28 protein-coding genes are annotated in these 25,803 nt (G+C 48.6%); 5 read left to right on the forward strand and 23 right to left on the reverse strand.

The window, feature by feature from the left end; translation table 11 throughout:
• Window positions 1–12: 12 nt before the first annotated feature.
• Both EAT1B_RS03880 and EAT1B_RS03885 read right to left on the reverse strand, forming a co-directional pair.
• Window positions 13–1,224: a NupC/NupG family nucleoside CNT transporter gene (locus tag EAT1B_RS03880; protein WP_012726827.1), complete on the reverse strand. Its 1,212-nt coding sequence runs from the start codon at window positions 1,222–1,224 to the stop codon at window positions 13–15.
• A 202-nt stretch (window positions 1,225–1,426) separates the two neighbouring features.
• The gene (locus tag EAT1B_RS03885; protein ID WP_012726828.1) at window positions 1,427–1,663 is read right to left on the reverse strand and encodes a YuzB family protein; all 237 of its coding nucleotides are present in this window, start codon (window positions 1,661–1,663) and stop codon (window positions 1,427–1,429) included.
• 98 nt (window positions 1,664–1,761) lie between these two features.
• On the opposite strand from EAT1B_RS03885, the gene EAT1B_RS03890 reads away from it, so the two are divergent.
• Window positions 1,762–2,817 (forward strand): NAD(P)/FAD-dependent oxidoreductase, encoded by a 1,056-nt coding sequence (locus tag EAT1B_RS03890; protein ID WP_012726829.1) that lies wholly within the window; start codon window positions 1,762–1,764, stop codon window positions 2,815–2,817.
• A 242-nt stretch (window positions 2,818–3,059) separates the two neighbouring features.
• Window positions 3,060–4,490 carry a S8 family serine peptidase gene (locus tag EAT1B_RS03895; RefSeq protein ID WP_012726830.1) on the forward strand — a complete coding sequence of 477 codons (1,431 nt, stop codon included), beginning with the start codon at window positions 3,060–3,062 and terminating at the stop codon, window positions 4,488–4,490.
• A gap of 91 nt (window positions 4,491–4,581) precedes the next feature.
• Here EAT1B_RS03895 and EAT1B_RS03900 read toward each other — a convergent pair whose 3' ends face one another.
• Together EAT1B_RS03900 and EAT1B_RS03905 are read right to left on the reverse strand one after the other, a co-directional pair.
• On the reverse strand, window positions 4,582–5,868 hold the full coding sequence (locus EAT1B_RS03900; RefSeq protein ID WP_012726831.1) for a globin-coupled sensor protein: 1,287 nt from the start codon (window positions 5,866–5,868) through the stop codon (window positions 4,582–4,584).
• Between the two features lie 169 nt (window positions 5,869–6,037).
• Window positions 6,038–6,343 (reverse strand): YuzD family protein, encoded by a 306-nt coding sequence (locus EAT1B_RS03905; protein ID WP_012726832.1) that lies wholly within the window; start codon window positions 6,341–6,343, stop codon window positions 6,038–6,040.
• Window positions 6,344–6,472: 129 nt separating this feature from the next.
• Here EAT1B_RS03905 and EAT1B_RS03910 point away from each other — a divergent pair, with 129 nt between their 5' ends.
• Window positions 6,473–6,700: a NifU family protein gene (locus EAT1B_RS03910; protein ID WP_012726833.1), complete on the forward strand. Its 228-nt coding sequence runs from the start codon at window positions 6,473–6,475 to the stop codon at window positions 6,698–6,700.
• 19 nt (window positions 6,701–6,719) lie between these two features.
• On the opposite strand, the gene EAT1B_RS03915 is transcribed toward EAT1B_RS03910, so the two are convergent.
• Window positions 6,720–7,499, reverse strand: a complete 780-nt coding sequence (locus tag EAT1B_RS03915; RefSeq protein WP_012726834.1) for a TIGR01457 family HAD-type hydrolase — start codon at window positions 7,497–7,499, stop codon at window positions 6,720–6,722.
• Between the two features lie 4 nt (window positions 7,500–7,503).
• Complete coding sequence (locus EAT1B_RS03920) at window positions 7,504–7,947, reverse strand: DUF86 domain-containing protein (protein ID WP_012726835.1); 444 nt, start codon at window positions 7,945–7,947, stop codon at window positions 7,504–7,506.
• Between the two features lie 158 nt (window positions 7,948–8,105).
• Between EAT1B_RS03920 and glpX the strand changes: the two genes are divergently transcribed.
• Window positions 8,106–9,086 (forward strand): class II fructose-bisphosphatase, encoded by a 981-nt coding sequence (gene glpX / locus EAT1B_RS03925; protein WP_012726836.1) that lies wholly within the window; start codon window positions 8,106–8,108, stop codon window positions 9,084–9,086.
• A gap of 44 nt (window positions 9,087–9,130) precedes the next feature.
• Here glpX and EAT1B_RS03930 read toward each other — a convergent pair whose 3' ends face one another.
• The 8 genes from EAT1B_RS03930 to EAT1B_RS03965 all read right to left on the reverse strand — a co-directional run bounded on the left by EAT1B_RS03930 (window position 9,131) and on the right by EAT1B_RS03965 (window position 16,083).
• Window positions 9,131–9,802 (reverse strand): DUF975 family protein, encoded by a 672-nt coding sequence (locus tag EAT1B_RS03930; RefSeq protein WP_012726837.1) that lies wholly within the window; start codon window positions 9,800–9,802, stop codon window positions 9,131–9,133.
• Window positions 9,803–9,906: 104 nt separating this feature from the next.
• Complete coding sequence (locus EAT1B_RS03935) at window positions 9,907–10,212, reverse strand: hypothetical protein (RefSeq protein ID WP_012726838.1); 306 nt, start codon at window positions 10,210–10,212, stop codon at window positions 9,907–9,909.
• 158 nt (window positions 10,213–10,370) lie between these two features.
• Window positions 10,371–10,739: a YutD family protein gene (locus EAT1B_RS03940; RefSeq protein ID WP_012726839.1), complete on the reverse strand. Its 369-nt coding sequence runs from the start codon at window positions 10,737–10,739 to the stop codon at window positions 10,371–10,373.
• A gap of 48 nt (window positions 10,740–10,787) precedes the next feature.
• On the reverse strand, window positions 10,788–12,128 hold the full coding sequence (locus tag EAT1B_RS03945) for a bifunctional UDP-sugar hydrolase/5'-nucleotidase (RefSeq protein WP_148209448.1): 1,341 nt from the start codon (window positions 12,126–12,128) through the stop codon (window positions 10,788–10,790).
• Between the two features lie 15 nt (window positions 12,129–12,143).
• Window positions 12,144–12,989, reverse strand: coding sequence for a DUF72 domain-containing protein (locus EAT1B_RS03950; RefSeq protein WP_012726841.1), 846 nt, complete (start codon window positions 12,987–12,989; stop codon window positions 12,144–12,146).
• An 11-nt stretch (window positions 12,990–13,000) separates the two neighbouring features.
• The gene (locus EAT1B_RS03955) at window positions 13,001–14,182 is read right to left on the reverse strand and encodes an MFS transporter (RefSeq protein ID WP_012726842.1); all 1,182 of its coding nucleotides are present in this window, start codon (window positions 14,180–14,182) and stop codon (window positions 13,001–13,003) included.
• 104 nt (window positions 14,183–14,286) lie between these two features.
• Entirely contained in the window at window positions 14,287–15,606 is a 1,320-nt protein-coding gene (gene brnQ, locus EAT1B_RS03960; RefSeq protein ID WP_012726843.1) for a branched-chain amino acid transport system II carrier protein, read from the reverse strand.
• A 204-nt stretch (window positions 15,607–15,810) separates the two neighbouring features.
• Window positions 15,811–16,083, reverse strand: a complete 273-nt coding sequence (locus tag EAT1B_RS03965) for an acylphosphatase (protein WP_012726844.1) — start codon at window positions 16,081–16,083, stop codon at window positions 15,811–15,813.
• A gap of 92 nt (window positions 16,084–16,175) precedes the next feature.
• On the opposite strand from EAT1B_RS03965, the gene EAT1B_RS03970 reads away from it, so the two are divergent.
• Window positions 16,176–17,558, forward strand: coding sequence for a sodium:alanine symporter family protein (locus EAT1B_RS03970; RefSeq protein WP_012726845.1), 1,383 nt, complete (start codon window positions 16,176–16,178; stop codon window positions 17,556–17,558).
• Window positions 17,559–17,593: 35 nt separating this feature from the next.
• On the opposite strand, the gene EAT1B_RS03975 is transcribed toward EAT1B_RS03970, so the two are convergent.
• The 9 genes from EAT1B_RS03975 to sufD all read right to left on the reverse strand — a co-directional run bounded on the left by EAT1B_RS03975 (window position 17,594) and on the right by sufD (window position 25,803).
• Window positions 17,594–18,577 (reverse strand): L-lactate dehydrogenase, encoded by a 984-nt coding sequence (locus EAT1B_RS03975; RefSeq protein ID WP_012726846.1) that lies wholly within the window; start codon window positions 18,575–18,577, stop codon window positions 17,594–17,596.
• 104 nt (window positions 18,578–18,681) lie between these two features.
• A complete protein-coding gene (locus EAT1B_RS03980) occupies window positions 18,682–19,050 on the reverse strand; it encodes a DUF6678 family protein (protein ID WP_081432702.1) in 369 nt (122 codons plus the stop codon).
• Window positions 19,007–19,438, reverse strand: coding sequence for a hypothetical protein (locus tag EAT1B_RS03985; RefSeq protein WP_152550910.1), 432 nt, complete (start codon window positions 19,436–19,438; stop codon window positions 19,007–19,009). The genes EAT1B_RS03980 and EAT1B_RS03985 overlap by 44 nt, the downstream gene beginning before the upstream one ends.
• A 176-nt stretch (window positions 19,439–19,614) precedes the next feature.
• On the reverse strand, window positions 19,615–19,995 hold the full coding sequence (locus tag EAT1B_RS03990) for a YciI family protein (protein WP_012726848.1): 381 nt from the start codon (window positions 19,993–19,995) through the stop codon (window positions 19,615–19,617).
• A 2-nt stretch (window positions 19,996–19,997) separates the two neighbouring features.
• Complete coding sequence (locus EAT1B_RS03995; protein ID WP_158303577.1) at window positions 19,998–21,266, reverse strand: RNA polymerase sigma factor; 1,269 nt, start codon at window positions 21,264–21,266, stop codon at window positions 19,998–20,000.
• A gap of 205 nt (window positions 21,267–21,471) precedes the next feature.
• Complete coding sequence (gene sufB, locus EAT1B_RS04000; protein ID WP_012726850.1) at window positions 21,472–22,869, reverse strand: Fe-S cluster assembly protein SufB; 1,398 nt, start codon at window positions 22,867–22,869, stop codon at window positions 21,472–21,474.
• A gap of 19 nt (window positions 22,870–22,888) precedes the next feature.
• Window positions 22,889–23,323 (reverse strand): Fe-S cluster assembly sulfur transfer protein SufU, encoded by a 435-nt coding sequence (sufU, locus tag EAT1B_RS04005; protein ID WP_012726851.1) that lies wholly within the window; start codon window positions 23,321–23,323, stop codon window positions 22,889–22,891.
• A complete protein-coding gene (locus EAT1B_RS04010; RefSeq protein WP_012726852.1) occupies window positions 23,313–24,533 on the reverse strand; it encodes a cysteine desulfurase in 1,221 nt (406 codons plus the stop codon). The genes sufU and EAT1B_RS04010 overlap by 11 nt, the downstream gene beginning before the upstream one ends.
• A 1-nt stretch (window position 24,534) precedes the next feature.
• Window positions 24,535–25,803, reverse strand: coding sequence for a Fe-S cluster assembly protein SufD (gene sufD / locus EAT1B_RS04015; RefSeq protein WP_012726853.1), 1,269 nt, complete (start codon window positions 25,801–25,803; stop codon window positions 24,535–24,537).

Genomic DNA, 25,803 nt, shown 5'->3' on the forward strand with positions numbered 1-25,803 from the left:
TTCTTATACCGATTAAAGAAGAAGTCCAGCCAATGTAGCTGACATCAAGTTTGCAAGCGTACCTGCAAGAATCGCGAGCACACCCATGCGTGCGATGTCGCCACGACGGTTTGGTGCCATACCACCAAGACCACCGAGAAGAATCGCGAGTGACGAGATGTTTGCGAAACCACAAAGTGCGAATGCGATCATCGCTTCTGTACGAGCTGACAAATCACCAGTACCGATGATTGGAGCAAACTCAGAGAAGGCAACGAATTCGTTCAAGACTAGTTTTTGACCGAGGAAGCTACCGAACTGTACAGCATCCGCCCATGGTACACCAATCACGAATGCAAGTGGTGCGAAGACGTAACCAAGAATCAATTCGAGTGACAAGCTATCAAATCCGAAGAGTCCGCCGACCGAACCGAGGATCAAGTTGACGAGCGCAATCAATGAAACGAACGCAAGAAGCATCGCACCGACGTTCAAAGCAAGGAAGAGACCATCAGAAGCACCACGTGCCGCTGCATCGACGAAGTTCGCCGCTCTGTCTTCTTCATCTTCTACAATTTCGATGTCGTCATCATACTCTTCAGTTTCAGGCACGATGATTTTCGCGAACAAGAGACCGGCTGGCGCTGCCATGAAGCTCGCTGCTAGCAAGTATTCGAGTGGTACACCGAGTGCTGCGTAACCTGCAAGTACAGATCCGGCAACCGATGCGAGACCACCGACCATGACTGCGAAGAGCTCAGACTGTGTCATTGTCGGAAGATACGGCTTGATGACAAGCGGCGCTTCCGTTTGACCAACGAAAATGTTCGCTGTTGCTGAAAGTGACTCTTTACGTGACGTACCAAGCGCTTTTGCGAGAGCCGTACCGAGGATACGGATGACCCACTGCATGACGCCGAGGTAGTAAAGCAATGCGATTAATGATGACATGAAGATGATAATCGGAAGAACTTGGAATGCGAAGACGAAGTTGTCGCCACCGACTGCTGTTCCGAATACGAAGGCAATCCCGTCACCTGCTGTATTCAAGACAGCTTGAACCCCGTTTGAGATCCATTCAAGTGCCTTACGTCCCCATGCCGTATATAAGACGAGGAATGCAAATGCGAATTGAACAGCGAACGCTGCCAAGACCGTGCGCCATTTGATGGCTTTACGGTTGGTAGAGAAGATGTAAGCGATTGCAATTAGTGCCAAAATACCAACCACACTCATGATTTTCATTGATGTTGTGCTCCTTTCATATTAAACAAACCAATTATATGTGTCATACCCGAAAAGAGATGTGCCCTACCGTTTGAAACGCTTTCTTTTTATCGTTGTTAAACGTCAGACAACCTACATTCGAACCTCTTAGAATATAACATCCCTCTTTTTAAAATGCAACGGGTGAAATAAAAAAGTTTGAGGTCATCCCTCAAACTTTTTACCATGCCATCTCTTCGATTTTTTCATACACCTTCGTCACGAGCTCTTCTGGTGTTTCACCCGTCACGACTTCCCCGTCAACGAGGCAAAAGAGATCGAGGGAGCAGACACCACAGTAGCCTGTACAGCCGTATTCGACCACATCAAGGTCCGGATCGGATTCTAATTTAGCCCGGGCAATTTGTGAGCCCATCGCCAAATTCGAGGCACAAAATTCGATGATTGGATTCATCATATATGTCACCGTCTTTCTTTACGTGAATTATCGGAAAATGGTTCTTCTACGGCAGATTATAACATGATACAGTTGAAGAGTAACAAAGGGGGATTATTATGCGCAAATTAGTCGTCTTAGGAGGCGGTTACGGGGGGATGCGTGTGATTGAGAGAGTGCTTGGACATCAGTTACAAGACATCTCGGTCACGCTCGTCGATCGCTTGCCTTATCATGGATTGAAAACAGAGTATTACGCACTGGCCGCAGGAACGGTCTCGGACCGCGATATTCGAATCGACTTTCCGGATGAAATCGATTACATATACGGACAGGTCACGGACATCGACACCGAAGACAAAATGGTCCTGCTCGCGAGTGGAGAAAAAGTGCCCTACGACGACCTCGTCATCGGATTAGGGTGCGAAGACAAGTACCACAATGTCCAAGGGGCCGCCGAATTCACGTACAGTATTCAAACACTTGAAGAGTCACGTAAGACACAACAAGCGATCAATGGTCTACGACCAGGTTCGGTCGTTTCTGTCGTCGGTGCCGGGCTGTCCGGTGTCGAACTCGCCAGCGAACTTCGTGAGAGCCGACCTGATTTGACGGTCCGTTTATTCGACCGCGGACCATCCGTCCTGTCTTTCTTATCTAATCGTGTTTCGATGTACGTACAATCTTGGTTCGAGGAGCACGGCGTCGAAGTCATTAACAATGCCAACATCACACGTGTCGATGCTGACGGACTATGGAACCACGAAGACTTGTTCCCATCTGATCTGACAGTATGGACGGCCGGGATTCAACCGGTCGCCGTTGTACGGAATCAAGGTTGGGAGCTCGATGGAGGCGGACGTGTCAAATTGACGGAACATCACTTCGTTCCTGGACTGCCGGACGTGTTCGTCGTTGGTGACAATGCGAGCTTACCGTACGCACCGTCCGGACAACTCGCCGAAGCCCAAGCCGAACAGATCGTCCAAGTCTTGCTTTGCAAATGGAAAGGCGTCAATTATCCAGAATTACCCGACATCAAACTGAAAGGGACGCTCGGTTCCCTCGGGAAGAAGGCAGGCTTTGGGGTGTTTATGGGGAAACAATCACTCACTGGGAAAGTAGCCCGACTATTAAAGTCCGGTATCCTTTGGAAACATAAAGTCATTAAATGAGTATATTGCGAACGAGCCTCCATGGCTGGTTCGCTTTTTTGATTTGTTCATCTAATATTTCAATTCATTTTTCGTACAATTGAGTCAAAAGTCTTGTATCTGAATCCCCTGTATCCTTATCTAAATATTCAGATATTTAATGCCATTGGCGTATTCTACACGTTGGCAAAACTTGTTACTCTATGGTCACGGCAGTTGGACATCCCGTCATCTTGCCTACATACCTTAAAGGAGGAAACAAGTTGAAAAAAATCTGTAGCTCCGTCCTCGCCTCATTGCTCGTCTTGTCAACCGTACCTGGGGGCGCGGATGCCGCCCCAAATAAAGAGAAAGAACGCGTCATCGTCGTCTTCAAGGAGTCGGCAAAGAAAATCCCCCTTTCCATCGATGGCATGGAAGTTCGCCAACAGTACGCGAACATTCCAGCCGCTGCACTCGAAGTACCAAAAGCCGCATTGAACGGCTTGAAAAACAATCCACACGTCGCACATGTGGAAGTGGATCAAACGGTACAGATTGAAAATCAAACACAAGACTGGGGAATCCCTAAACTAAAAGCTCCTTCATCTTGGCAAAGCGGATTCACTGGGAAAGGTGTCAAAGTATCCGTCGTTGACACAGGAATCTCGGCCCATCCTGATTTAACAATCGCTGGCGGTGCCTCATTCAGCACGGTCACGAGTTCATATGCCGATGACAACGGTCATGGTACTCATGTTGCTGGGATCATCGGTGCACGAAACAACAGCATCGGAACGGTCGGGATTGCACACGAAGCAAGCATTTACGCCGTCAAAGCACTTGAGGCGAACGGAAGTGGTAGCTTATCGAGCATCATCGCCGGGATTGACTGGTCGATCACAAATGATATGGATATCATCAACTTGAGCCTCGGGACGACGAGTCCATCGACGACGCTCCAACAAGTCGTCGATCGTGCCAACAACGCGGGCATCCTTGTCGTCGCGGCAGCGGGTAACAACGGTCGTACCGATGGGTCGGGTGACCTCGTCAACTATCCGGCTCGTTACAGTTCGGCAATCGCTGTCGCTGCAACCGATATCAACAACAACCGCGCCTCGTTCTCGGCGACAGGAAGCACTGTCGAAGTGGCAGCACCTGGTGTCGGCATCAACTCGACCCTCTCAAATGGGGGCTACGGCCAAATGAGCGGGACTTCGATGGCGACGCCTTATGTGGCGGGTAACCTCGCGCTCATGAAGCAAGCCTTCCCAACGTTATCGAGCACGCAACTCCGTACAAAATTGTCACAAGACTCCATCGACCTCGGTGTAGCGGGTCGTGACACATGGTTCGGGAACGGACTCGTCCAAGCCCCTACTGCTGGTGGTACGACACAACCGGTCCAAGCACTCACGACGACAGTCTCGACATCGAAGTCATCGTACTACGCGGGTGAGGTCGTCTCGATTTCTTCGACCGTACGTAATTCGAATGGTCAAGCGGTCGCAAACGCCGATGTTCGTGTGACGGTCACACAACCGAACGGTACGACACTTGTCGGTACAGGCAAGACGAATTCATCAGGAGCCATCACATTCACACTCTCGACGAATTCTTGGTCACAACGCGGTACGTATCAAGTGAAGTCTGATGCGACGCTTAGCGGCTACACGGCTGGTTCAGCGACGTCATCGTTCCAGCTTCTCTAAACGAAAAAGTCGAGCGCATCGCTCGACCTTGTCGATCGACGAATCAAGTCGTGTCATGCGACCTGGTTCGTCTTTTTTGTCATTTGCCCACTTATAGTCGTTGGGCGGTATCCATCAGCTGTGTCGAAGACGTCGCAATCTGGGTCGTGGCACGCTTGAGTTCGGCAATGGATTCCACGATCTCATCGATATCACCAGCGAGGCTCCCCATCTGTCCGTCAGCATGCTCCGAGTCACCAGAGATCTGGAGGAAGGCATCCGTCACTTGATTGATCCGTCCCATCGTCTGCTTCATCTCTTGCTCGGTCGATAGGACGCGGCTCGATGTCTCTTCCATCTGATTCGTGAGACGCTTCACTAAATCCTCCACCTCTTCCGCCGCTTGTTTCGATTGACTCGCGAGCGTTCGTACTTCTGATGCGACGACTTGGAACCCTTTCCCTTGTTCGCCTGCCCGTGCTGCTTCGATGGCCGCATTCAAACTCAGCAAGTTCGTCTGGTTGGCAATCTGCTTCACCGAATCCGCAATCGTCATGATCTCATTCATCAATCTTTCGAGTGCCTTGATTTCTTGGGCCGAGTCGGAAAGGTCACGCGCGATTTCGTCAAGTCGTCCCGTCTCTAATAAAATCGTATCTTTTCCGCTCACCGAAGAGTGAAGTACCGTCCGAAGCTTCGTCTGTGTGAGTGAACTCGAATGCTTCATATCATCTGCCCGTTCATTCATCGACTGGAAACTGGCCATGACTTCTTGGGAGAGGGCGGCCAAATCTTCACTCGCCTGCTGAATCGTCTGACTGATTTCATCTTTCACATGTTGCATCTGGTCGCGAACGACGTCCGCTTCATCGTCAAACATCTCGAGCACGATTTGTTGCTCGAAGTTAAAGATTTTTGATACGGCCATCATGAGTTTCATTTTCGAGTCCGCATCGAGCTGCTCATGTTGAATCGCTAAGACGAGCGTCTCAAATATTTTTTGGAAGGCTGCCATATACCACTTCCCTTTCAGACCAATCAGATAATGACGTTTGGCGATGGCGAGACGACGGTCGATATATGCTTCATTCAACTTCCCTTCAAACATCTCCATAATATGGTTCGAAAGAGTGAGTTTCAGTTTGTCCGATGATGAATGTTGCCGAATCAAGTCTTTCATCTCGTCAATCTTTTCGAGCTCTTCATAAAACACATCAACTAACTGAGGTGTCAGTTGACGTAATTCCTGTTGATAAGCACGCAAATAGGCAAGATCTTCCCGTTCGAGACGAATCAACTGACGTTGTCGTTCCAACTCACTTGGTAAATCGATCAACAAGTGCTCCATTTGGGACGAGGTGTCTAAATGGATCGGCATATTTCGTTTTCGGGCAAACATTGAACAGTCCTCCTTCAGTAATGGATTCATTTAAATTTTCAAAATATTATAAAAATTATACAAGTTATGTTCAGTTTAGCCCGGTAGACAAAAGTTGTAAAATCTTTTTCTGAATTATAGGTAAACAAAAAAACGAACCTTGCAACCGCATGGTTCGTCCACCTGCTCACTATTCTTTATGATTAACGGATCCTTGTTTTGCTTCAATCGCCGCATACACTTTTCGTAACTGAACGACTCCTTCGTCAATCACTTCCCCATCGAGCAAGACGAGCGGATAAAACCATTCATCGTCTTTAAGTGCCTGCGCAAACTCGTCCTCACTCTGTTCGAAATCGATATACTCGAAAGAAAAGGACTGTTCCGGATACTTGCGTCCGAGCGCACTTTGCAACCATTCATACGTCTCAGTCGAACTCGGTGCACCGACGCAGCTGGCACATTGAACTTCTGCCCCATACACTGTAATTTTCATCTTCATTCCCCCTCGAAACCATTATACAAAAATCTTACCCACTCCCGATGACGAAACGCTCAGCGTAAATGATTGAGAAACACTCTCAAACTTGCTAGAATAAAGTAGAACGAGAAAGGGGTAGATACCATGGAAATGTTTGATCAAGTCCAAGAAGTGCTCGATAAATTGCGTCCGTTCTTGCTTCGTGACGGCGGAGACGTCGAACTCGTTGATGTCGAAGAAGGCATCGTCAAGCTCCGTTTGATGGGTGCTTGCGGCAGCTGCCCATCTTCAACAATCACGCTAAAAGCTGGTATTGAGCGCGCGCTCATCGAAGAAGTACCAGGCATCGTCGAAGTAGAACAAGTATTCTAAGTAAAAAGGGAGACATTCGTCATCCCTTTTTTTCATGCTTCCATTCATCTAAACTCTCGACCATATAGGTCGGGAGTTTTTCTTGTTCCTGAACAAAGGCTGGACCGTGTACACCTGAGTTGACGTGAAGTGTACGGATTCCCCCGTTGATTCCGAACAGAATATCCGTATGATAGTTATCCCCTACCATCACGACATCTTCTTTCGTCAATCCAATCATGTCGAGTGCGATGTCAATCATGACCGGTTCCGGCTTCCCAATGAAGAACGGTTCTTTCTCGGTCGTCACCGTCAACACGGATGTGAGCGACCCATTCCCCGGTAAGAACCCACGTTCTGTCGGAATGGCGATATCCCCATTCGTCGAAATGAATCGGGCTCCTGAACGAATGGCGATTGCTCCTCTCGCCAACTTCTCATACGTGATGTGACGGTCGAGACCGATGACCACATAGTCTGCTTTCGGTTCATCCGTGACGTGGAACCCACGGGATTCTAGGGCGAGGCGGAGTCCGTCTTCGCCAATCATATAGACCGTCGCGCCCGGTGACATCTTCTCAATATAAAAAGCCGTCGCCATGGCACTCGTCAACACGTTTTCTGCCTTCACATTTGCCCCCATTGAAATCAACTTATCTGCAATTTGCTGTTGTGTCATCGAGGCGTTATTCGTGACGAATAAGTATGGCACGCCCGTCGCTTCTAACTCGTTGACGAATTCAACTGCCGCTTGAACGGGCTCTGTTCCGGCATACATCGTACCATCCAAATCAAATAAATATCCTTTTATCGGTTCCATCCAATCACTCGCTTTCTGGTAAGAATGCGGACACTGGTCCAAGTTCGACCTCTAAGTAGCGACGAACTTGTGTCGAGAACGCTGTGAAGTCTTGTTTTGACGTCTTCACCCATTCATCAAAGCGTGACGCGTCTGCATCGACGAACTCACGGACATAGTAAGCACGCAATCCGACGAGCGCCTTAGCGGCATTCCCCGTCTTCTCATCGAGCACGCGTTCATCGAGTAAAATGTCGACAATATCTTCATAGCTACCTGGGTCTCGCATGATGAATCCGTCAATCATCGAGTTCCCTACGTCGATGACCCCTTCTATCAGGAGGACAGCCATTCGTTGTTTCGCAAGTTCTACTGTGAACGCATCCCCGCTCAATTGATCGGTGTGCGCTAACATCGTTTCCATTTGTTCCAGTGTCTGATTAATCTTCTCTCTATTCACAAAATACATGATGATCCCCCCTGCTGTTAATACTAATGCTTTTTCGGTCAGGAGAAAAGAATCTGTCCTATTTACATCATTTATAAAATTGTGATACACTAATCAACGGATTTAAGCCATAAAAAGTATAACACATTTAATAGAGATAACGTGGAGGGTACAACACTATGGAACGTGAATTAGCATTAGAAATCGTACGAGCAACGGAAGCCGCAGCACTCGCATCTTCGAAATGGATTGGACGTGGGCAAAAGAATGAAGCCGATGACGCAGCAACATCAGCGATGCGCGAAGTTCTCGGAACAGTGAACATGGATGCGACGGTCGTCATCGGAGAAGGTGAGCTCGATGAGGCACCGATGCTCTACATCGGGGAAAAACTCGGTACGACGTTCGGCCCGAAAGTCGACATCGCCGTTGACCCGCTCGAAGGTACATCCATTGTCGCAAAAGGACTCGGAGATGCGATGGTCGTCATCGCCGTTGCGGATGAAGGTGCCCTCCTCCACGCACCAGATATGTATATGGACAAGCTCGTCGTCGGGCCGAACTTAAAAGGAAAAGTCTCGCTCGATGAACCACTCGAGTCGATCATCGAAAAAGCGGCGAAGTATAACAATAAACGCATTGAAGAAGTGACGGTGATCATGCAAGACCGCGATCGCCACGAACACCTTCGCCAAGCCGTCATGAACGTCGGCGCACGCGTCAAATTGTTTGAGGATGGCGATGTCTCGGCCGGAATCGCAGCTGCCGTCAAAACAAATCCGATTGATATTTTCATCAGTACAGGCGGTGCTCCTGAAGGCGTCATCACGGCTGCAGCTGTCAAAGCGCTTGGCGGAGACATGCAGGCCCGTCTTCACCCGATGAATGAAGAAGAATCTGCACGCGTCATCTCGATGGGCATTGAAGATCCGCTCCAACTACTCACGCTCGACGACCTCGTCAAGAGTGATGACTGTATCTTCGCCGCGACGGGTGTCACTTCAGGTGAGTTGCTCGATGGCGTCAAGTTCTTGACGGATGATATCGTCGAGACGACGTCACTCGTCATGCGCTCGAAGACACGCACGATTCGTAAAGTCGTGGCCGAACATCACTTGTCGTTGAAGCCGTACTTACAAAAAGCTGAAATCAACACCTAATCAAAAACGCCTTGCTCAATCACTTGAGCAAGGCGTTTGTTTTCTTAAAATCCCTGTTCTGTTCCGTGCACCGGCTCATCCGAACCAACTTGATTGTCTCGAATCGAGTCGTAGAACGTCGCGTACGTCGTCGAGAAGTAAGGTCCGATGAAGAAGAACCCGATCCCGAGCGTTAAAATCCCGACGAGGAACCAACCGAAGAAGGACAAGAAGAGCATGAACGCTTCCATCTTGTGCCCATCCATGAGACGACGTGATTCTGTGATCGACTCGAGTGCCGAAAGTTCAGGCTGGTCGCGCAAAATGTACGGTGTGAGTGAGTACGAGAAGGCTTTGATGATTCCCGGTACAATCAACAACAAGGTCCACAACACGATAAAGAGGCTCATGACAAAAGACGTGATGACATGTTTGAAGTAACGTGTTTGGAACGGTTTGAACATTGTCGAGAGCGATGCACCCTTTTCACGTGATACACCGAGTGCGAGCCATGACCAACCGATGGTGAGTGGTGCAATCAAGATTTGAAGAACGGTCGACACGAGACTTAATGTGGCGTCTGTCGATGTAAGGGGCGCTGTCGAATTCGGATCAATCTCAGGCGCGAGCGATTGGGGAATCCCGTTGATGATGACGAACAAGAGTGCCAATCCGGCCATCAGCCACCATTTTCCTTTCAAGGCGTGTCGTGCATGTTGTTTCCATTCAGATCTCATAGTAACCCATCCTTTTTCATAGTCTTTCTATCAGTGTACGTGAAAAGATGACCATAGGTTTCAAAAAAACATAAAAAAAGGGGAAAGGAATTTTTCCTTTCCGCTTAGCGAATCATCACATTGCCTAAAAAGAACTGAGACATGGATAAGATCAATAACAGCACCCCGAGCGATAACACAAGGTGAGATGTGACTTTGAAGACACGGCTTCGCAAGAACGAATGGCTATATTCAAAGCGACGGATGATCAACACATGAACGAGTTCAAATAGAATGACTGCCGCCGTAAAATAAAAGGTCATCATAATATGGAAGCCAAAAAAGAACATGGCCAATATCCCGAGTCCGAAATTATGAATTCGATTATGGACGTCATCCCGATCCCCGACGGTCGTTTGTACATGTTGCATCCAAATCACCTCACTGATTAAAACCAAAAACGACGAAACGATCCTTAATGACAATTTATCACATTTTTCCAACCTCAAAACCGGAAGTCACGACTTTTTACCTAAACGAAATATTTGGAAATCAAATGTAATAAAAAAAGTGCTGACGGCTCAGCACTTCACACATTTGATTCATCGGTCTTGTTGAACTTTCGTTTCAACTTCAGTTTTTGTTTCGTCCCCCCAAAGACGGGACCACTCTCTTCTTCGTTGATTTCCGTTTCTTTCTTCAAAACGAAATAAGGACATCCAAAGTTGCAATATTCGTATACGTAGTCCATCACGTGATCAATTCGGTTCTCATAGGTCGCCAATTTGGATTGCGGTTCATAGAATCCCTTCAATCGCAATTGACCATGTCCCCAATCACCGACGATGTAATCGTACTTATCAAGCACGTCACTATAGCGTGCGATAAACGCCTCTTCATCGAAACCGTCCCGCTTTTCTTCCACGACGGTATATCCGTGGCGATTCACTCGAATCATCGTTCCCACCTCCACTCTGTTATCATAGCATGCCCCCGTCGATGCGCTCTATCCTTTTCGAATCACTTCATGACGGGCGACGATTGTTTCTCGTAATACATCCCGCAGAAGTTCGGGCATGAAATATCGCTTCGGTTGGTCTGCCAAATAAGGAAGGAGCGGACCGAACGTCAACATATCGACCGTCGCGACGCGATATGTCCGATTTAAATCCAATCGTTCCCCCATTACATATGTCTGACCGTCCCGCTGTTCGATTTGATAGAGACTCGGTTCTCCGAGAACGGTACCTCTGAAGCCGAGACCTCTGACATGCATAGTCGTGAACGTTTCTTCATTGGCATCGTGAAGGAAACGCGCCAACGTCTCCCCGTCCAATGTCAGCACACAAGGATTGATTGGATGCGGACAGATCCGATGCAACATGTTGAGCGTCACCCCACCCGGTGCAAGTCCTTCTAGCACAACGCCAGATGGGATGATCCCCACATCCGCCGCACACCATTCGACCATGCCTTCAACGAGCAGGTCACCCAGTGGAGAAGGTCCGAACCAATCAGAGGTGTATCCATCCGTCTCCGCAATCGTGACATCAAGAAGGCGTTCGGCATCTGCCCCTTCTGTATGCAACAAGGCCAATGTGTCCGGACTATCCGATTGCTGAGACAGTTCATGAAGGCGCGCTTCTTTCGATACGACTCCTGACTCGCCAAGCGTCAGTGTGACTTCTCCGACGTACTTCCCATACTTTCCGGCTTGTGCAATCAACACACCGTTCGTCATCACACCTTCATCTAAGACGTGATGTGTATGCGCACCGAGAATGACGTCGATTTCAGGAAACCTTTCAGCTAATCGCTCATCTCCAAAGAACCCAAGGTGACTGAGCGCGATGATGACATCACAATGCGCCAACTGTTTCAACGCTCGCTCCGCCGCCTCGTAAGGCGATTCAATCTGCCAGCCGAGCTCTGGGTATAACTCTTCATATGGAGCGGTCACACCAAACAGGCCGATGTGGAACCCATCTTGCTCGAGAACGAGCGTCTCATCGACCCAATTCGGTCGTGACCCGTCTGCTTCATATACATTCCCAAGTAAGATAGGAAATGTCGCTTCGTCATACAGTTCGGCCAGCCAATCATGAGGAAAGGTAATCCCTTCGTTGTTCCCGATGGTGACGGCTGTCGGACGAAGTCGCTCGAGCAAACGAACATTCAACTTCCCACGTGTCACTTCCGTCGCCGGATGGGTACGGTCGGCATGATCCCCTAAATCAAAGTACAGCGTGTCGTCCGTCCGATGTTCTTCTAGAAATGAAACAAGTTTCGGCCATTGGTCGAACTTTGAATGAAGATCGTTGTAATGAAAAATAGTCAGTGTCGTCATGGCCATCCCTTCCTTCTAAAACAAACTGATTTGTCTCGGTGCGAGTTCATACTCGAGGCCAAGGATCTCAATGAGTCGCTTCGCATTCGGTGCCGCATCCCCGGCCGAGTTGTTGTTAAAGTATACATACACATCTTTCGCTTCACGGTCAATTTCACGAAGTGAGGTCGCCAATTCTTGAAGCTCCTCTTCGCTATAGCGATACAGACAGCGAACATGCCGCCATTCTTGACTCGTCATTCCCGGTTTCTTTAGCCAACCTGATGTATTCCGCCCGTGTAAACGAACGACCGCAACGTCTGGATGGGTCACGACCGGTACGAACGGGATGCTACTCTCTTTCGTTTGCGGTTCATCGCAAATCGTGTTGATGAACCGTTGCTCCGTCAAAAATTGAAGAGTCCGGTCCCGGAACGCTTCTGAGAACCAGGTCGGATTGCGGAACTCGATGGCAATCTCGTAATCTGACAGCTCGGCACGAAGCGTTCGCAAGTAATCCAGGTGTGGCTTTGACACATCGAACCACGGCGGTAGTTGAACGAGTACAGCCCGTAATTTCCCCGCTCGTTTTAACGGGTCGACCGAGACGCGATAACGCTCAAACAGTTCAATCAGAGGCGTTTTCGGCTCACGATCATGTCCGCTCATTTCCCTGGAAACTTTTACAACGAATTGAAAATGATCTGGTGTTTCCCCATCCCATTTTTCGAAATTTTTCACAGGTTGAATCGCATAGAAGGTCGAGTCGACTTCAACAGTCGGGAAATGTCCCGCATATGTTGACAATTTATGTTTTCGTTCTTCTGGGGTCGTATACAGCAAATCGTGGTCTCCCCATCCGGTCACACCTACGTAGATCATAGCGTCCTCCTTTATGATTCTGAAATGGCGGCCGCTTTCCGCTTCGACCAGTTCCATGTGCCCATGTATGTGACGAGCAACAGGACGAGTCCCATGATGAACGGATAGCGCATATCGATATCAAAGGCGATTCCCGCCAATGTTGGTCCTAAAATGTTCCCGATACTCATATAGGCGTTGTTCATCCCCATGGCGAGACCTTGCTCATTGCCAGCCAGTTTCGACACGAGTGTGTTCAACACCGGTCGTAAAATGGATGTCGATAAGAAAATCACAAGTGTCACTGCGAAGAAGAGCATATACGTGCCCGCGAACAAAGATAACAAGAAGCCAAATGAGGCGAGTGCGATGAAAGCGAGCACGACCTTGGTCTCACCCAACCATTCGACGAGACGGTCCACCGCAAACAATTGAACGATGACACTTACAATCCCTGTTCCGGTTACCATGATGGCAATTTCTTGTGGTGTCGCACTGAACATCTCGCTGACATAGAGTCCGAGTACCGATTCATACGCCATCAGACCAAACGCCATCACGAGGTTGATGACCAATACGAAGAAGTATGGTTTTCGCGTCGACATGACCAGCTGTGTCGGTAAAGATTCTTTTATTTTTGGTGCCACGTACGGAGCACGGTCCGGCTCCTTAAGAAGGAGTACAGACGAAATGACAGCGATAAACGATACAATCGCTGAAACGAGCAACGGTGTCTTCAAGCCAAATTCAGCAAAAAAGCCCCCAATCCCTGGTCCGACCACAATTCCAAGCGACATTGCCGCGGAAATATAACTGTTTCCTCGAGCTCGTTGCTCGAGTGTCGTGATATCTGCCACATAAGCGAAGATGGCAGGAATCAAAAGCGCTGCACCAACACCCCCGATGGCACGAGAGACGAGAAGAATCGTTAAATTATCTGATAGATAGAAGACTCCCATCGAGATGGTGAATCCGATTAGACCGAGAATGATCATGAGTCGGCGGCCGTAGACGTCCGCCCATTTCCCGGCAATCGGTGACATGACGAGTTGGGCACCCGCAAATACGGAAATCATGAGTCCGGCGGCTGTCCCTCCCTCGCCAATCATCTTTAAGTAATCCGGAATAATCGGGATGATGATCCCAAACCCGGCGACGGCGATAAACATGTTCAACATGAGAATCGCCAATTGATTTTTTTGTTTTGTCGTCAACGCATGTCACTCCCTTTTCATCTTTCCATTTTACTGTTTGAGTTCACATCCAGGCAAACAATAAGACAGAAAAAACCCATCCTTGACCAAAGGATGGGCGAGACTTATGAGATGCGTGATTGAGCGAGTGATTCTTGTGACGTTCCCTTCGGAAGAAGAAGCGTGATCGCATAGACGATCATCGTCGGAACTGCCCAGGCAAGTCCGATATCCGCCATTGGTAAGCTTCCGATCCAAGAAGTGACCGCAGAAGGCTGGATGCCATTCCACGTTTCAAAGAACGAGAGCACGAGCGCCGTGTAAATTGTCGCTTTCATCGCCACACCAGGGTTTCGTTGAAGACGTTCCGTCACCGATACGAGCACGAGTGCGATCATGACCGGATAGAGGAGCGTGAGAAGCGGCACGGCGATTTGAATCAACGAGCTCAAACCGACGAGTGAGATCATGAACCCAAACAATGTTGTCGCGATGACGACATGATGATATTTGAGAGAATCAAACTGGTTGCTGATGAAGCGTGAGAACTCTGAGATGAGTCCAACTGCTGTCGTCAAACAAGCGAGGAAGACCGCTAACCCGAGTGCGAGCATTCCGACTTGTCCGTAAGACGTACCTGCGAACGCTTGGAGAAGGCTTGCGCCACTTGTCGTTCCTTCTGCGACTGTCATATTCGCACCGATCGAACCGAGCGAGATATAGACGAGCATCAAACAGGTAACGGCAAGCATCCCTGCAGAGCGAAGGAGCGAAGACGCTTCTTTTTGGTCACTCAATCCATTGGCTTTCAACGTGACGAGGACGATTGCCCCAAAGACGAGGGCCCCGAATACATCCATTGTCAAATAGCCTTGTTGGAAACCTTGGCCGAGTGCGCCCACCCATGTCTCAAACCCTTCTGCTGGCGCTCCCGGCTCTCCGAGAGGCGAGATGAGGTTTGTGATTCCAATCGCTGCGAGTAAGAACAAGAGGATTGGTGTGATGATGCGTCCGATGACTTCAATCAACTTTTGAGCACGAAGCGTCAAGAAGAACGTCAACCCGAAAAAGACGGTCGAACTCATCGCGAGTGTCAAAGTAGAAGGCGCATCGAGAAACGGGACGAGTCCCATTTCATACGTGACGGCAGCCGTACGCGGAATTCCGAAGAATGGTCCGATGGCTACATACATCAATCCTGTCAAAACGAGTGCGAGACGCTTTGGAATATAACGAGCAATTTGGTCTGTCCCACCGCCGACCCGAGCGACTGCGAACAAAGCAAGAAGCGGTAAACCGACACCCGTAATGACGAACCCGATCATCGCCGGTACGAGGTTTTCCCCCGCCAAGGCGCCGAGCTCTGGTGGGAACAGCAAGTTCCCGGCCCCAAAGAATAAAGCAAAAATCGTAAACGCTAACGGGAACAATGTCGATTTTTTCATACAACTACCTCCATACACTTGATATTCCGAACGACTTAACAAAAAAATAATAACTAAATTTTCTGACAATATATCGCTTGGTCTATTTCATTATACACACTTCCCATCGTTTGACCACCCCATCTCAAAAATTCGAGGTTTAATTTTTTGAAATGTAGATTTCATAAAAAAAATCTCCCTTCACACGTAGGGAGATTTAAGCGGTTAATAGCGGATATCAAACTTACGGAATGCTTGATCGTCTGCCTTCGTTTCGGCAATTCGCTCGACGCCGACGAACCGATTGCCATCTTTCAACGCCTGCTGGAAAGCATCTACCTCATTCGCCGTTCCTTCGACATGAAGTTCGACTGTCCCGTCACTCAAATTGCGCACCCATCCTTTGATACCGAATCGTTGCGCGGTCTCCTGTGAAAAATATCGAAACCCGACACCTTGGACGCGTCCAGATACAATCAAACGTTTAGCAACTCTCATTCTATTTTCCTCCTTTATTTTGTCAAAGATGTTTAGAGGTCCTTACTTTAGGAAACAGTATTTAAGTAAAATAATGGAATTGGAGTGGTTATATGAATGATATTATTAATCTTGTCACGAAGGTCTCCGACTGGCTTTGGGGCGTGCCGATTATCTCGTTACTCGTCTTGTCCGGTATCTTTCTCACCATCAAGCTCGGTTTCTTTCAGTTTCGTTACCCCATCTACATATTCAAGCAAACGTTCGGCAGTATCTTCAAAAAGCCGAAAGGTGAAGGTGATATCAGTCCGAGACAAGCGTTGACATCAGCCCTCTCTTCAACAGTCGGGGCCGCGAACATCATCGGTGTACCTGCAGCGATCATGTTCGGGGGACCGGGTGCCATCTTCTGGATGTGGGTCATCGCTATCATCGGCATGGCCATCAAGTTTTCAGAGAGTGTGCTGGCCGTCCACTACCGTGAAAAAAATGACGCTGGCGAATTTGTCGGGGGACCGGTCTACTACATATCAAAAGGACTCCGTTGGAAATGGCTCGCGACCTGGTTCGCCTTCGCCCTCATGATCGAACTCATTCCGAGTATCATGGTACAAGGGAACGCCGTCAGCTCGGCAGTCCGTGAGACGTTCAATGGGAACACGCTCATCACCGGTATCGTCGTCGCTATTCTTGTTGGCATCATCGTCTTTGGTGGACTGAAGCGCATCGCGAAAGTCACGGAGATCGTCGTTCCTGGCATGGCACTCGTCTATGTCGGAGCCGGAATCGTCATCGTCTTGATGAACTTCTCTGAGATTCCAAACGTGCTCAGTCTCATCTTCTCGTATGCGTTCGAGCCGATGGCCGCGTTCGGAGGATTTGCCGGAGCTGCCGTCGCCGAGACGATTCGTTGGGGCTTCGCCCGTGGACTCTATTCTAACGAAGCGGGTCTTGGAACTGCACCGATTGCCCACGCCGCTGCACAAACGGATCACCCAGTGCGCCAAGGATTCTGGGCGGTCATCGGTATCGTCATCGATACGCTCATCATTTGTAGCACGACCGCCTTCGTCGTCTTGTCTTCCGGTGTGTGGACGGCAGACGGAGCGATGGATGACCCAGCGGCGTTGACGACGATCGCCTTCCGTGAATACTTCGGTTACACGGGAAGCTTACTCGTCACCATCTCGCTCATCTTCTTCGTTCTCTCAACCATTATCGTCATCATCTTTTACGGCTCGCGACAAGCCGAGTACTTGTTCGGTTTGACGGCAGGGAAAATCATGAAGGCCGTCTATATCGTTTCGATTGTCATCGGTGCAATCGGAGGCGCCCAAATGATTTGGAACTTCCTCGACTTGATGCTCGCGATGATCCTCATCCCGAACATGATTGCCGTCCTGCTTCTAAGTGGTGAAGTGAAACGATTGACGACCGAATTCTTCACATCCGAGAAGTACTATAAGAAAGATATCGCCGAAGAAGAGGCGTCTTAACCAACAATCCGACTGCTTAGGCAGTCGGATCTTTTTTAGGATGCAGGTTCGACTTTCTCGATTCCCGCCTTGATGGCTTGTACCGAGGCGTCAAACTTCTGTTGTTCTTCCTCCGTCAATTCAATCTCGATGATCTTACGAATACCGCTCCGGTCGATCAAGGCCGGTACGCCGATATGCACGTCACTCGCCCCGTACTCGCCGTCTAAATGAGCACCAATCGTCACGACGGAGTTTTCATTTCGCACGATGGCCCGGATGATGCGAAGCAATCCGACCCCAATCGCATAATAGGCGGCACTCTTATACTCGATAATCTGATAAGCGGCGTCGCGCACGTCAGTATAAATCGCTTCGAGGTCCTCGAACTGATACTGTTCGTTCTCTGCTAACAGTTCATCGATACTCTTCCCATAGATACGAGCGTTGTTCCATGCGACAAATCCCGTATCGCCATGTTCCCCCATATAATAAGCGTGGCAGTTTCGTGGCGACAATTCGAAATAGTCTCCGAGTTTGTAACGGAGTCGTGCTGTATCGAGGACCGTTCCTGAACCGATGACACGTTCTTTTGGTAAACCTGATGCTTTCCAAGCGACGTGTGCCATCACATCGACCGGGTTCGTCGCGACGACTAAGATGCCGTCAAATCCACTCTTCATCAGGTCTTGTGTGACGGTGCGGACGACCTTTGCATTTTGCTCGACGAGGTCCATCCGTGTCTGCCCAAGTTTTTGTGCGGCTCCTGCCGTGATGACGACGATATCTGCGTCTTTACAATCCGAGTAGTCGCCTGCCCAAATCCGGACCGGTGTCGGGGCGAATGAGATCCCATGATTGAGGTCCATCGCCTCCCCTTCTGCCTTGGCATGATTCGAGTCGATCAAGACGAGCTCCTCACAAAGGGCAGCCGTCGATAATTGATAAGCAAAACTGACCCCGACCCAACCGGCACCGATGACGGCGATGCGAGTGATGTCTTTCGGGTCAATCTCATCTTTATGCGGAATACGTGACATGTGTATCCATCCTTTCCATGATTCATTCTCTTTTTTAGCATACCCGACTCTTCCATCTTTAACGACAAAAGCTGCATGAAAAATACGTGATTCCGTTATATATCTTATGTCGGTTCAAAGATTCCTGTATTCCGAATATAACCGAAAATCTGAATCGTCTCACTTTCCAAGATGAACGGAATTCTTTCTCTCTCTAAAATTGAGATGAGTTCGGTGGACATATCACAAACATCTGGGTCAAGAATCACTCCCTTATAGAGCAGTACGCTTGGTCGCAAACGAATCCATTCGATGGAGCGTAAACGAGATTCCAGCCAAATCTCATCCCACTCTCCCCACAATATTTCATACTCGGACAACAAGTCGCTTGGAAACAACGTATCCTCCCCTAAGTATTTTATTTGATACGGCGGCGCATAAGTCAACTCTTCAGAGACAGCTCGATTGAGACGCTTCCATTTTGTCTCGTTCATCACCGATGTCAATTGGTGTCTCTCTATGTATTGGAGTTCTTCTCGTCGGTTCTGTTGAACCTTCTATCATAAGCTCTAATTTTTCAATCGTTCGTAACACTTCTTTACGGTTCTGCTTGCTTTTCATCCAAGCGGGTAATCGACTTTCGAGACTACGGTTCGTTCCCTCGCTCGTCCGAATCTTCGCGTCAATATAATCCTTAATATAGTTGAGGTGTTCACGGTTGTAAGCCCATAACACATGACCAAAACATCCTGCTTGTAAAAATAGCGGCAATCCAAAATAAACATCGACAGCTTCTCCGACGTATTTCGAACCGCTCTCCTTTGTTTGCAAATGACCGCAATGAAGACAGCTTAGGCGTACCTCATCATTCCTCTCCCACACATCAGCCTGTCTCCCGCAACTCGGGCAAATAACAAGCATAGGATTCATAAATGAATATATGTCTCGGCTCTCTAATAAAAATCGATGGGTCACGTTATCGCCTCCTTATTTCATTATACAAAATATTCTCGACAACAAAACGGAACGCTATTGCGTCCCGTCTGAATCTTACTGTGTCACGTTTCTTTACGGTCATAGATGTAATGAATCGGTCGAACTTCCAGTCTCCACCCCAGCTCTTCTACTCCTTCTACTTGAGTCGTCGGATGCAGGGATGCGATGCGAACTGCATCCTCGAGATCATCCGCTTCAATCAAGAATGTACTCCCAATCACTTCTTTCGTTTCAGTGAACGGTCCATCCGTCACCGTAATCTGATTTGATTGACGCTTTAACACTTTCATACGTGTATCAAGTCCTAAGTCTAACAACACTCGGTCACTCGCATAAAGGTCTTTCATGAACGGTTCACATTGATTCATGATTCCCTCCATTTCCTGTTCTGATTTTTCATCCATTTTTTCAGCATTAAAATAGCCGATTCCCAAAAATAACATGCTTATCCTTCCTTTCCATTCAATTGATTTGCTTGAGCTTGTCGAGTGAGAAATACTCGTTCCCTCTCATTTTCCGTTAGAGTAGACGCATGTTGAAAAGCTCGAGATGCTTCATCATATCGCTCTAGTCGATGTAACAAATTTCCTTTGACGCTATAGAGTAAATGATAGTGTCGGAGTCGCTCTGTTTGTTCAATTTGACGTATCTGTTCTAATGCGACATCCGGACCATAAACCATTGAGATCGCCACCGTTCGATTCAGTGCAACCACAAGTGAACCGGTCAGTTCGAATAAGCCATCATATAACTTTATAATGGTTGACCAATCTGTATGTGCATAATGTGTCGCTTGAGCATGTTGTGCGGCAATCAATGCCTGATACATGATGAACCCCGGTGTTTTCGTGATCTCTATAGCACGTAATAAGTGAGATAACCCTTGATCAATCAACTTTCGGTCCCACTTAGAACGATCTTGATGTTCTAACAACACCATTTCACCTTCTCGATTAAATCGCGTTGATAAGCGAGAGGCTTGAAAACACATTAATGCGTTCAAGCTTTCGACTTCAGCATGTCCTGGGCGCCATACTGATAAATCCATCCCTAGACGCATGGATTCATGACAAAGATCATGACGAACGAGCTGATGCCCACTTGAATTTAAATACCCTTCGTTGAACATGAGGTAGATGGTTTGAAGGACACTGTTCAAATGTTGGTCGTCATTTTCCGGATCAGGTAAATGAAAGGGGATCGACAATCTCTGAATTTTCTTCTTTGCCCGCAGAATTCGTTGTGAAATTGTCACCTCACTTGTCAAATAAGCACTAGCTATGTCATGCGTCGTCAATCCACAAACGTATTTCAACGTTAAGGCGACTTGTGATTCTTTTGAAAGCGATGGGTGGCACGACATCAACATTAAGCGGAGCATATCATTTCCAACGTCGGCATCTTGTTCGATTTGGCTAGCGAAATTTTGTTTAACAAGGTACTCGGTTTTAAGGACTTCATATTTTTGATTGAAGTTTTTGGTTCTTCTTAGATCATCGATTGCTTTGTACGTTGCGACTTTAATTAACCATGATGACGGATAAGTGGGAACGCCTTTTTTCATCCAATGTGAAAAAGCTGTCTCAAATACATCTTGTGTCAAGTCTTCTGCTGTTTCGATGTGGTGTACGTATCGCATGCACGTAGCAAATACTTTACCGTAATGCTCATTCCAAATCGTATCAAATTGGTCTATGCTTCGATCATCAATCACCATACCGCCTCCCTTCAAACAAGTCCCTTATATATGTAACGAATGAAGCGACCGTATTTCGACAGAATGTACAAGTTTTTTAAACTTTTTTGTAACTCTATTCTCTTTCGACCCGACCTAACCTCTTGCCTGCGAACGTAAATAAAAAAGCGTGATTGATGTATGAAACATCAATCACGCTTTACGTTATTCGGACGGATAATCCTTATCCAATCGAACCTTCCATCTCGAACTTGATGAGACGGTTCATTTCGACCGCATATTCCATTGGCAATTCTTTTGTGAATGGCTCGATGAAGCCCATCACGATCATTTCTGTCGCTTCTTCTTCCGAAATTCCACGGCTCATAAGGTAGAAGAGTTGCTCTTCTGACACTTTTGAGACTTTCGCTTCGTGCTCGAGCGACACTTGGTCGTTCAAGATTTCGTTGTACGGAATCGTATCTGACGTCGACTCGTTGTCCATGATGAGCGTGTCACACTCGATGTTCGAGCGTGCGCCCTTCGCCTTACGGCCGAAGTGGACGATTCCACGGTACGATACTTTTCCGCCTTGTTTCGAAATCGATTTCGAGACGATAGACGACGACGTGTTTGGTGCGAGGTGAATCATTTTCGCGCCAGCGTCTTGGTGCTGTCCTTTACCAGCGAGGGCGATTGAGAGTGTCATCCCACGTGCGCCTTCCCCTTTCAAGATGACAGCCGGGTATTTCATCGTGAGTTTCGAGCCGATGTTTCCATCGATCCACTCCATTGATCCACCCGCTTCACAGACTGCACGTTTCGTTACCAAGTTGTAGACGTTGTTCGCCCAGTTTTGGATTGTCGTGTAACGGCAGTATGCATCTTTGTTGACGAAGATCTCAACGACCGCTGAGTGAAGCGAGTTCGTTGTATAGACCGGTGCCGTACATCCTTCGACGTAATGAACCGATGCGCCTTCGTCGACGATGATAAGCGTACGCTCGAACTGACCCATGTTTTCCGAGTTGATGCGGAAATAGGCTTGGAGCGGTTGCTCGAGTTTCACGCCTTTTGGTACGTAGATGAACGAGCCACCCGACCAAACTGCTGAGTTGAGGGCCGCAAACTTGTTGTCCGTCGGCGGAATCAACTTCCCGAAGTACTCTTTGAAGATTTCTTCGTCTTCTTTAAGGGCTGTGTCTGTATCTTTGAAGATGACACCTTTTTCTTCGAAGTCTTCTTGCATGCTGTGGTAGACAACCTCAGACTCATACTGAGCCGAGACACCTGCCAAGTATTTTTGCTCTGCTTCTGGGATACCGAGCTTGTCAAACGTACGTTTGATTTCTTCTGGTACCTCATCCCATGAGCGTTCTGTCTTTTCAGATGGTTTGACATAGTACGTGATTTCGTCGAAATCAAGTGCCGAGAGGTCTCCGCCCCATGTCGGCATCGCCATCTTGTTGAAGTGATCCAACGACTTCAAACGGAAGTCGAGCATCCATTGTGGCTCTTCTTTCATGCGTGAGATCGTCTCTACGATTTCTGTCGTCAAGCCACGGCCTGAACGGAAAATCGAAACGTCCCGATCATGGAAGCCGTATTTATAATCGCCAATTTCCGGCATGTTCTTTGCCATATCGGTCTCCTCCTTCTCCTTACGCGTCCTCGTCTACTCCTTTTTCAAGCGCTTTCCACGCGAGCGTGGCACACTTGATTCGAGCCGGGAATTTCGATACGCCTGAGAGCGCCTCGATATCACCGAGGTCAAACGTATCCGTGTCGTACTCTTTGCCTTGAACCATTTCAGAGAAGATGTTGGCGAGTTGAAGCGCCTCTTCTACTGTTTTTCCTTTGACGATTTGGGTCATCATCGATGCCGAGGCAAGACTGATTGAGCAGCCCTCCCCTTCAAACTTTGCATCTTTGACGATGTTGTCTTCGACCTGTAGTTGAAGACGAAGCGAATCCCCACACGTCGGGTTGTTCAAGTCCACCGTCACGCCATCTTCGATGACGCCACGGTTTCTTGGGTTTTTATAGTGATCCATGATGACCTGTCGGTACAACATGTCGAGATTATTAAAACTCATAATTGAAATACTCCTTCGTTTGACGTAATCCCTCGATGAAGCGGTCGACTTCTTCTTTTGTGTTGTACAAATAGAAGCTCGCCCGTGCCGTCGATGATTGCTTCAAAAGACGCATGAGTGGTTGTGCACAGTGGTGACCGGCACGAACCGCGATGCCTTGCATATCGAGAACGGTCGCGAGGTCGTGCGCGTGCACGTCCTTCAAGTTGAACGTGACGAGACCAACGCGATCTTCAGGACCGTAAATCTCAATCCCTTCAATCGTTTTCATCTGTTCAATCGCGTAAGACGCGAGTTCACGTTCGTGTGCTTCGACGTTCTCAAGACCGATTTCTTCTAAAAAGTCGATGGCAGCCGCAAGTCCGACCGCTCCGGCGATAATCGGTGTCCCCGCTTCGAAACGGTACGGGATGTCTTTCCACGTCGATTCATACAAATCGACATAGTCGATCATCTCGCCACCGAACTCGACCGGCTCCATGTTTTTGAGGAGTTGTTTCTTCCCATATAAGACACCGATTCCAGTCGGTCCGAGCATCTTATGTCCAGAAAAGGCGAGGAAGTCACAGTCGAGTGCTTGGACGTCCAATTTTCGATGCGGTGCACTTTGTGCGGCATCGACGACCATGACAGCACCTTTTTCATGCGCGAGTCGAGCGACTTCGGCAATCGGGTTAATCGTCCCGAGTACGTTCGAGACGTGGCTCATCGCGACGATTTTCGTCCGGTCCGATAACACCGCTTGAACGGCATCCAGTGTGACCCGTCCGTCCGGCGTGAGCTCGACGTATCGAAGCGTCGCGCCTTTACGTTTAGCGAGTTGTTGCCACGGAATCAAGTTCGCATGGTGTTCCATCGGGGTGAGGACGATTTCGTCGCCTTCACCGACATTCGCATCTCCGTAGCTCGATGCGACCAAGTTGATGGCCGTCGTCGTTCCACGAGTGAAAATGATTTCTTCAGGAACCGCCGCATGGATGAACGAGCGGACGCGTTCGCGTGCTCCTTCATACGCATCCGTCGCTTGCGTCCCGAGCGTATGGACGCCACGATGCACGTTCGAATGGTTGCGACGATAATAGTCCTCGATCGCCTCGATGACAGCGATCGGCTTTTGTGAGCTCGCCGCGCTATCAAGATAAACGAGCGGGTGTCCATTGATTTCCTGATCTAAAATCGGAAACTGTTCACGAATCGAGGCGTTCAACATCTTAACGTACTTTCCCTTCGATGACTTCGCGGAGACGGTCTTTGACCGAATCGATTGCGAGTTCTTCGACGACAGGCGTCAAGAATCCGTGGATGATTAAACGCTCTGCCTCTTGGCGAGACAAACCACGGCTCATCAAGTAGTACAATTGAACATCATCGACACGGCCGACTGATGCCGCGTGACCTGCCATAACATCATCTTCATCGATGAGAAGAATCGGGTTGGCATCCCCACGAGCTTTTTCAGAGAGCATCAAGACGCGCTCTGTTTGCACACCGTTTGATTTTGACGCACCGTGGTGAATCATCGATGTCCCGCTGAAGATCGCAGTGGCTGCGTCTTTTTGGACACCGTGAATCAAGATGAACCCTTCAGATGCTTTTCCGAAGTGGTCGGTACGGATGTTGAAGTTTTGTTTTTGTGCACCGCGACCGATTGTCACAGCTTTTGTATCCGAATACGTGTTGTCTCCGACGAGGTGAGTCTTCGTCTCAACGACCGAGTTCCCGTCGTTCATGTGACCGAGCGCCCAATCAAGACGACCGTTCGCATAGACGACGCCGCGACGGTTCATGAACGTAAGTGCAGATTCAGCGAGTTGATCGACACCACCGAAGACGACTTTTGCGTTCTCTCCAGCGAATACTTCCGTCACGACGTTGACCGTGTGCGGTTCGTTCGTACCAGAAAGGAAGTTTTCGATGTATGTCACTTCACTGCCTTCGTCAGCGACGAGGATCGTGTGGTGATAGAGGGCACCGTTCGCCTGTTCCATCGTGAAGATCGCTTGAAGCGGATCTTTCAATTGTGTGTTTTTCGGTACGTAAATGAACGCCCCACCGTTTGTGAGGGCAGCGTTCAGCGCCGAAAGACGTTCTTCATCGACACGTACGCCTTCCGTCATGAAGTATTTCTCAACGAGCTCAGGATGTTGCTCCATCGCTTCTTTGATTCCCATGAACAAGACGCCTTCTGGCATCGACAATTCGTTATAGACGACATGACCATTGCGTTCAACGAGCACGTTTGTCCGGTGGTCTCCGAGGAGTGATTCGATGTCAGCTGTCAAACCGTCTTTCGGTCCGAGATTGACATCACCCGCTGCGAAGTCCCACTTATCAATTTTAATCTTTTCAACTTTTGGCAAAGCAAGTGTCGGCGCAAGTTCTGCTGCCTCTTTACGACGGTTGACCATCCATGCTGGTCCGCCGAGCGCTTCTGCACGTGCCGACAACGCTTGTGCATCCAATTCAAATTGTACGGTCAT

The sequence above is a fragment of the Exiguobacterium sp. AT1b genome (assembly GCF_000023045.1).
In the GTDB taxonomy this organism is placed as follows: domain Bacteria; phylum Bacillota; class Bacilli; order Exiguobacteriales; family Exiguobacteriaceae; genus Exiguobacterium.

Coding starts and splice junctions, on each gene's coding strand:
- EAT1B_RS03880 (WP_012726827.1), bottom strand. CDS start 1,224: ATGAAAATCATGAGTGTGGTTGGTATTTTGGCACTAATTGCAATCGCT.
- EAT1B_RS03885 (WP_012726828.1), bottom strand. CDS start 1,663: ATGATGAATCCAATCATCGAATTTTGTGCCTCGAATTTGGCGATGGGC.
- EAT1B_RS03890 (WP_012726829.1), top strand. CDS start 1,762: ATGCGCAAATTAGTCGTCTTAGGAGGCGGTTACGGGGGGATGCGTGTG.
- EAT1B_RS03900 (WP_012726831.1), bottom strand. CDS start 5,868: ATGTTTGCCCGAAAACGAAATATGCCGATCCATTTAGACACCTCGTCC.
- EAT1B_RS03905 (WP_012726832.1), bottom strand. CDS start 6,343: ATGAAAATTACAGTGTATGGGGCAGAAGTTCAATGTGCCAGCTGCGTC.
- EAT1B_RS03910 (WP_012726833.1), top strand. CDS start 6,473: ATGGAAATGTTTGATCAAGTCCAAGAAGTGCTCGATAAATTGCGTCCG.
- EAT1B_RS03915 (WP_012726834.1), bottom strand. CDS start 7,499: ATGGAACCGATAAAAGGATATTTATTTGATTTGGATGGTACGATGTAT.
- EAT1B_RS03920 (WP_012726835.1), bottom strand. CDS start 7,947: ATGTATTTTGTGAATAGAGAGAAGATTAATCAGACACTGGAACAAATG.
- glpX (WP_012726836.1), top strand. CDS start 8,106: ATGGAACGTGAATTAGCATTAGAAATCGTACGAGCAACGGAAGCCGCA.
- EAT1B_RS03930 (WP_012726837.1), bottom strand. CDS start 9,802: ATGAGATCTGAATGGAAACAACATGCACGACACGCCTTGAAAGGAAAA.
- EAT1B_RS03935 (WP_012726838.1), bottom strand. CDS start 10,212: ATGCAACATGTACAAACGACCGTCGGGGATCGGGATGACGTCCATAAT.
- EAT1B_RS03940 (WP_012726839.1), bottom strand. CDS start 10,739: ATGATTCGAGTGAATCGCCACGGATATACCGTCGTGGAAGAAAAGCGG.
- EAT1B_RS03945 (WP_148209448.1), bottom strand. CDS start 12,128: ATGACGACACTGACTATTTTTCATTACAACGATCTTCATTCAAAGTTC.
- EAT1B_RS03950 (WP_012726841.1), bottom strand. CDS start 12,989: ATGATCTACGTAGGTGTGACCGGATGGGGAGACCACGATTTGCTGTAT.
- brnQ (WP_012726843.1), bottom strand. CDS start 15,606: ATGAAAAAATCGACATTGTTCCCGTTAGCGTTTACGATTTTTGCTTTA.
- EAT1B_RS03965 (WP_012726844.1), bottom strand. CDS start 16,083: ATGAGAGTTGCTAAACGTTTGATTGTATCTGGACGCGTCCAAGGTGTC.
- EAT1B_RS03970 (WP_012726845.1), top strand. CDS start 16,176: ATGAATGATATTATTAATCTTGTCACGAAGGTCTCCGACTGGCTTTGG.
- EAT1B_RS03975 (WP_012726846.1), bottom strand. CDS start 18,577: ATGTCACGTATTCCGCATAAAGATGAGATTGACCCGAAAGACATCACT.
- EAT1B_RS03980 (WP_081432702.1), bottom strand. CDS start 19,050: ATGAACGAGACAAAATGGAAGCGTCTCAATCGAGCTGTCTCTGAAGAG.
- EAT1B_RS03990 (WP_012726848.1), bottom strand. CDS start 19,995: ATGTTATTTTTGGGAATCGGCTATTTTAATGCTGAAAAAATGGATGAA.
- sufB (WP_012726850.1), bottom strand. CDS start 22,869: ATGGCAAAGAACATGCCGGAAATTGGCGATTATAAATACGGCTTCCAT.
- sufU (WP_012726851.1), bottom strand. CDS start 23,323: ATGAGTTTTAATAATCTCGACATGTTGTACCGACAGGTCATCATGGAT.
- EAT1B_RS04010 (WP_012726852.1), bottom strand. CDS start 24,533: ATGTTGAACGCCTCGATTCGTGAACAGTTTCCGATTTTAGATCAGGAA.
- sufD (WP_012726853.1), bottom strand. CDS start 25,803: ATGACCGTACAATTTGAATTGGATGCACAAGCGTTGTCGGCACGTGCA.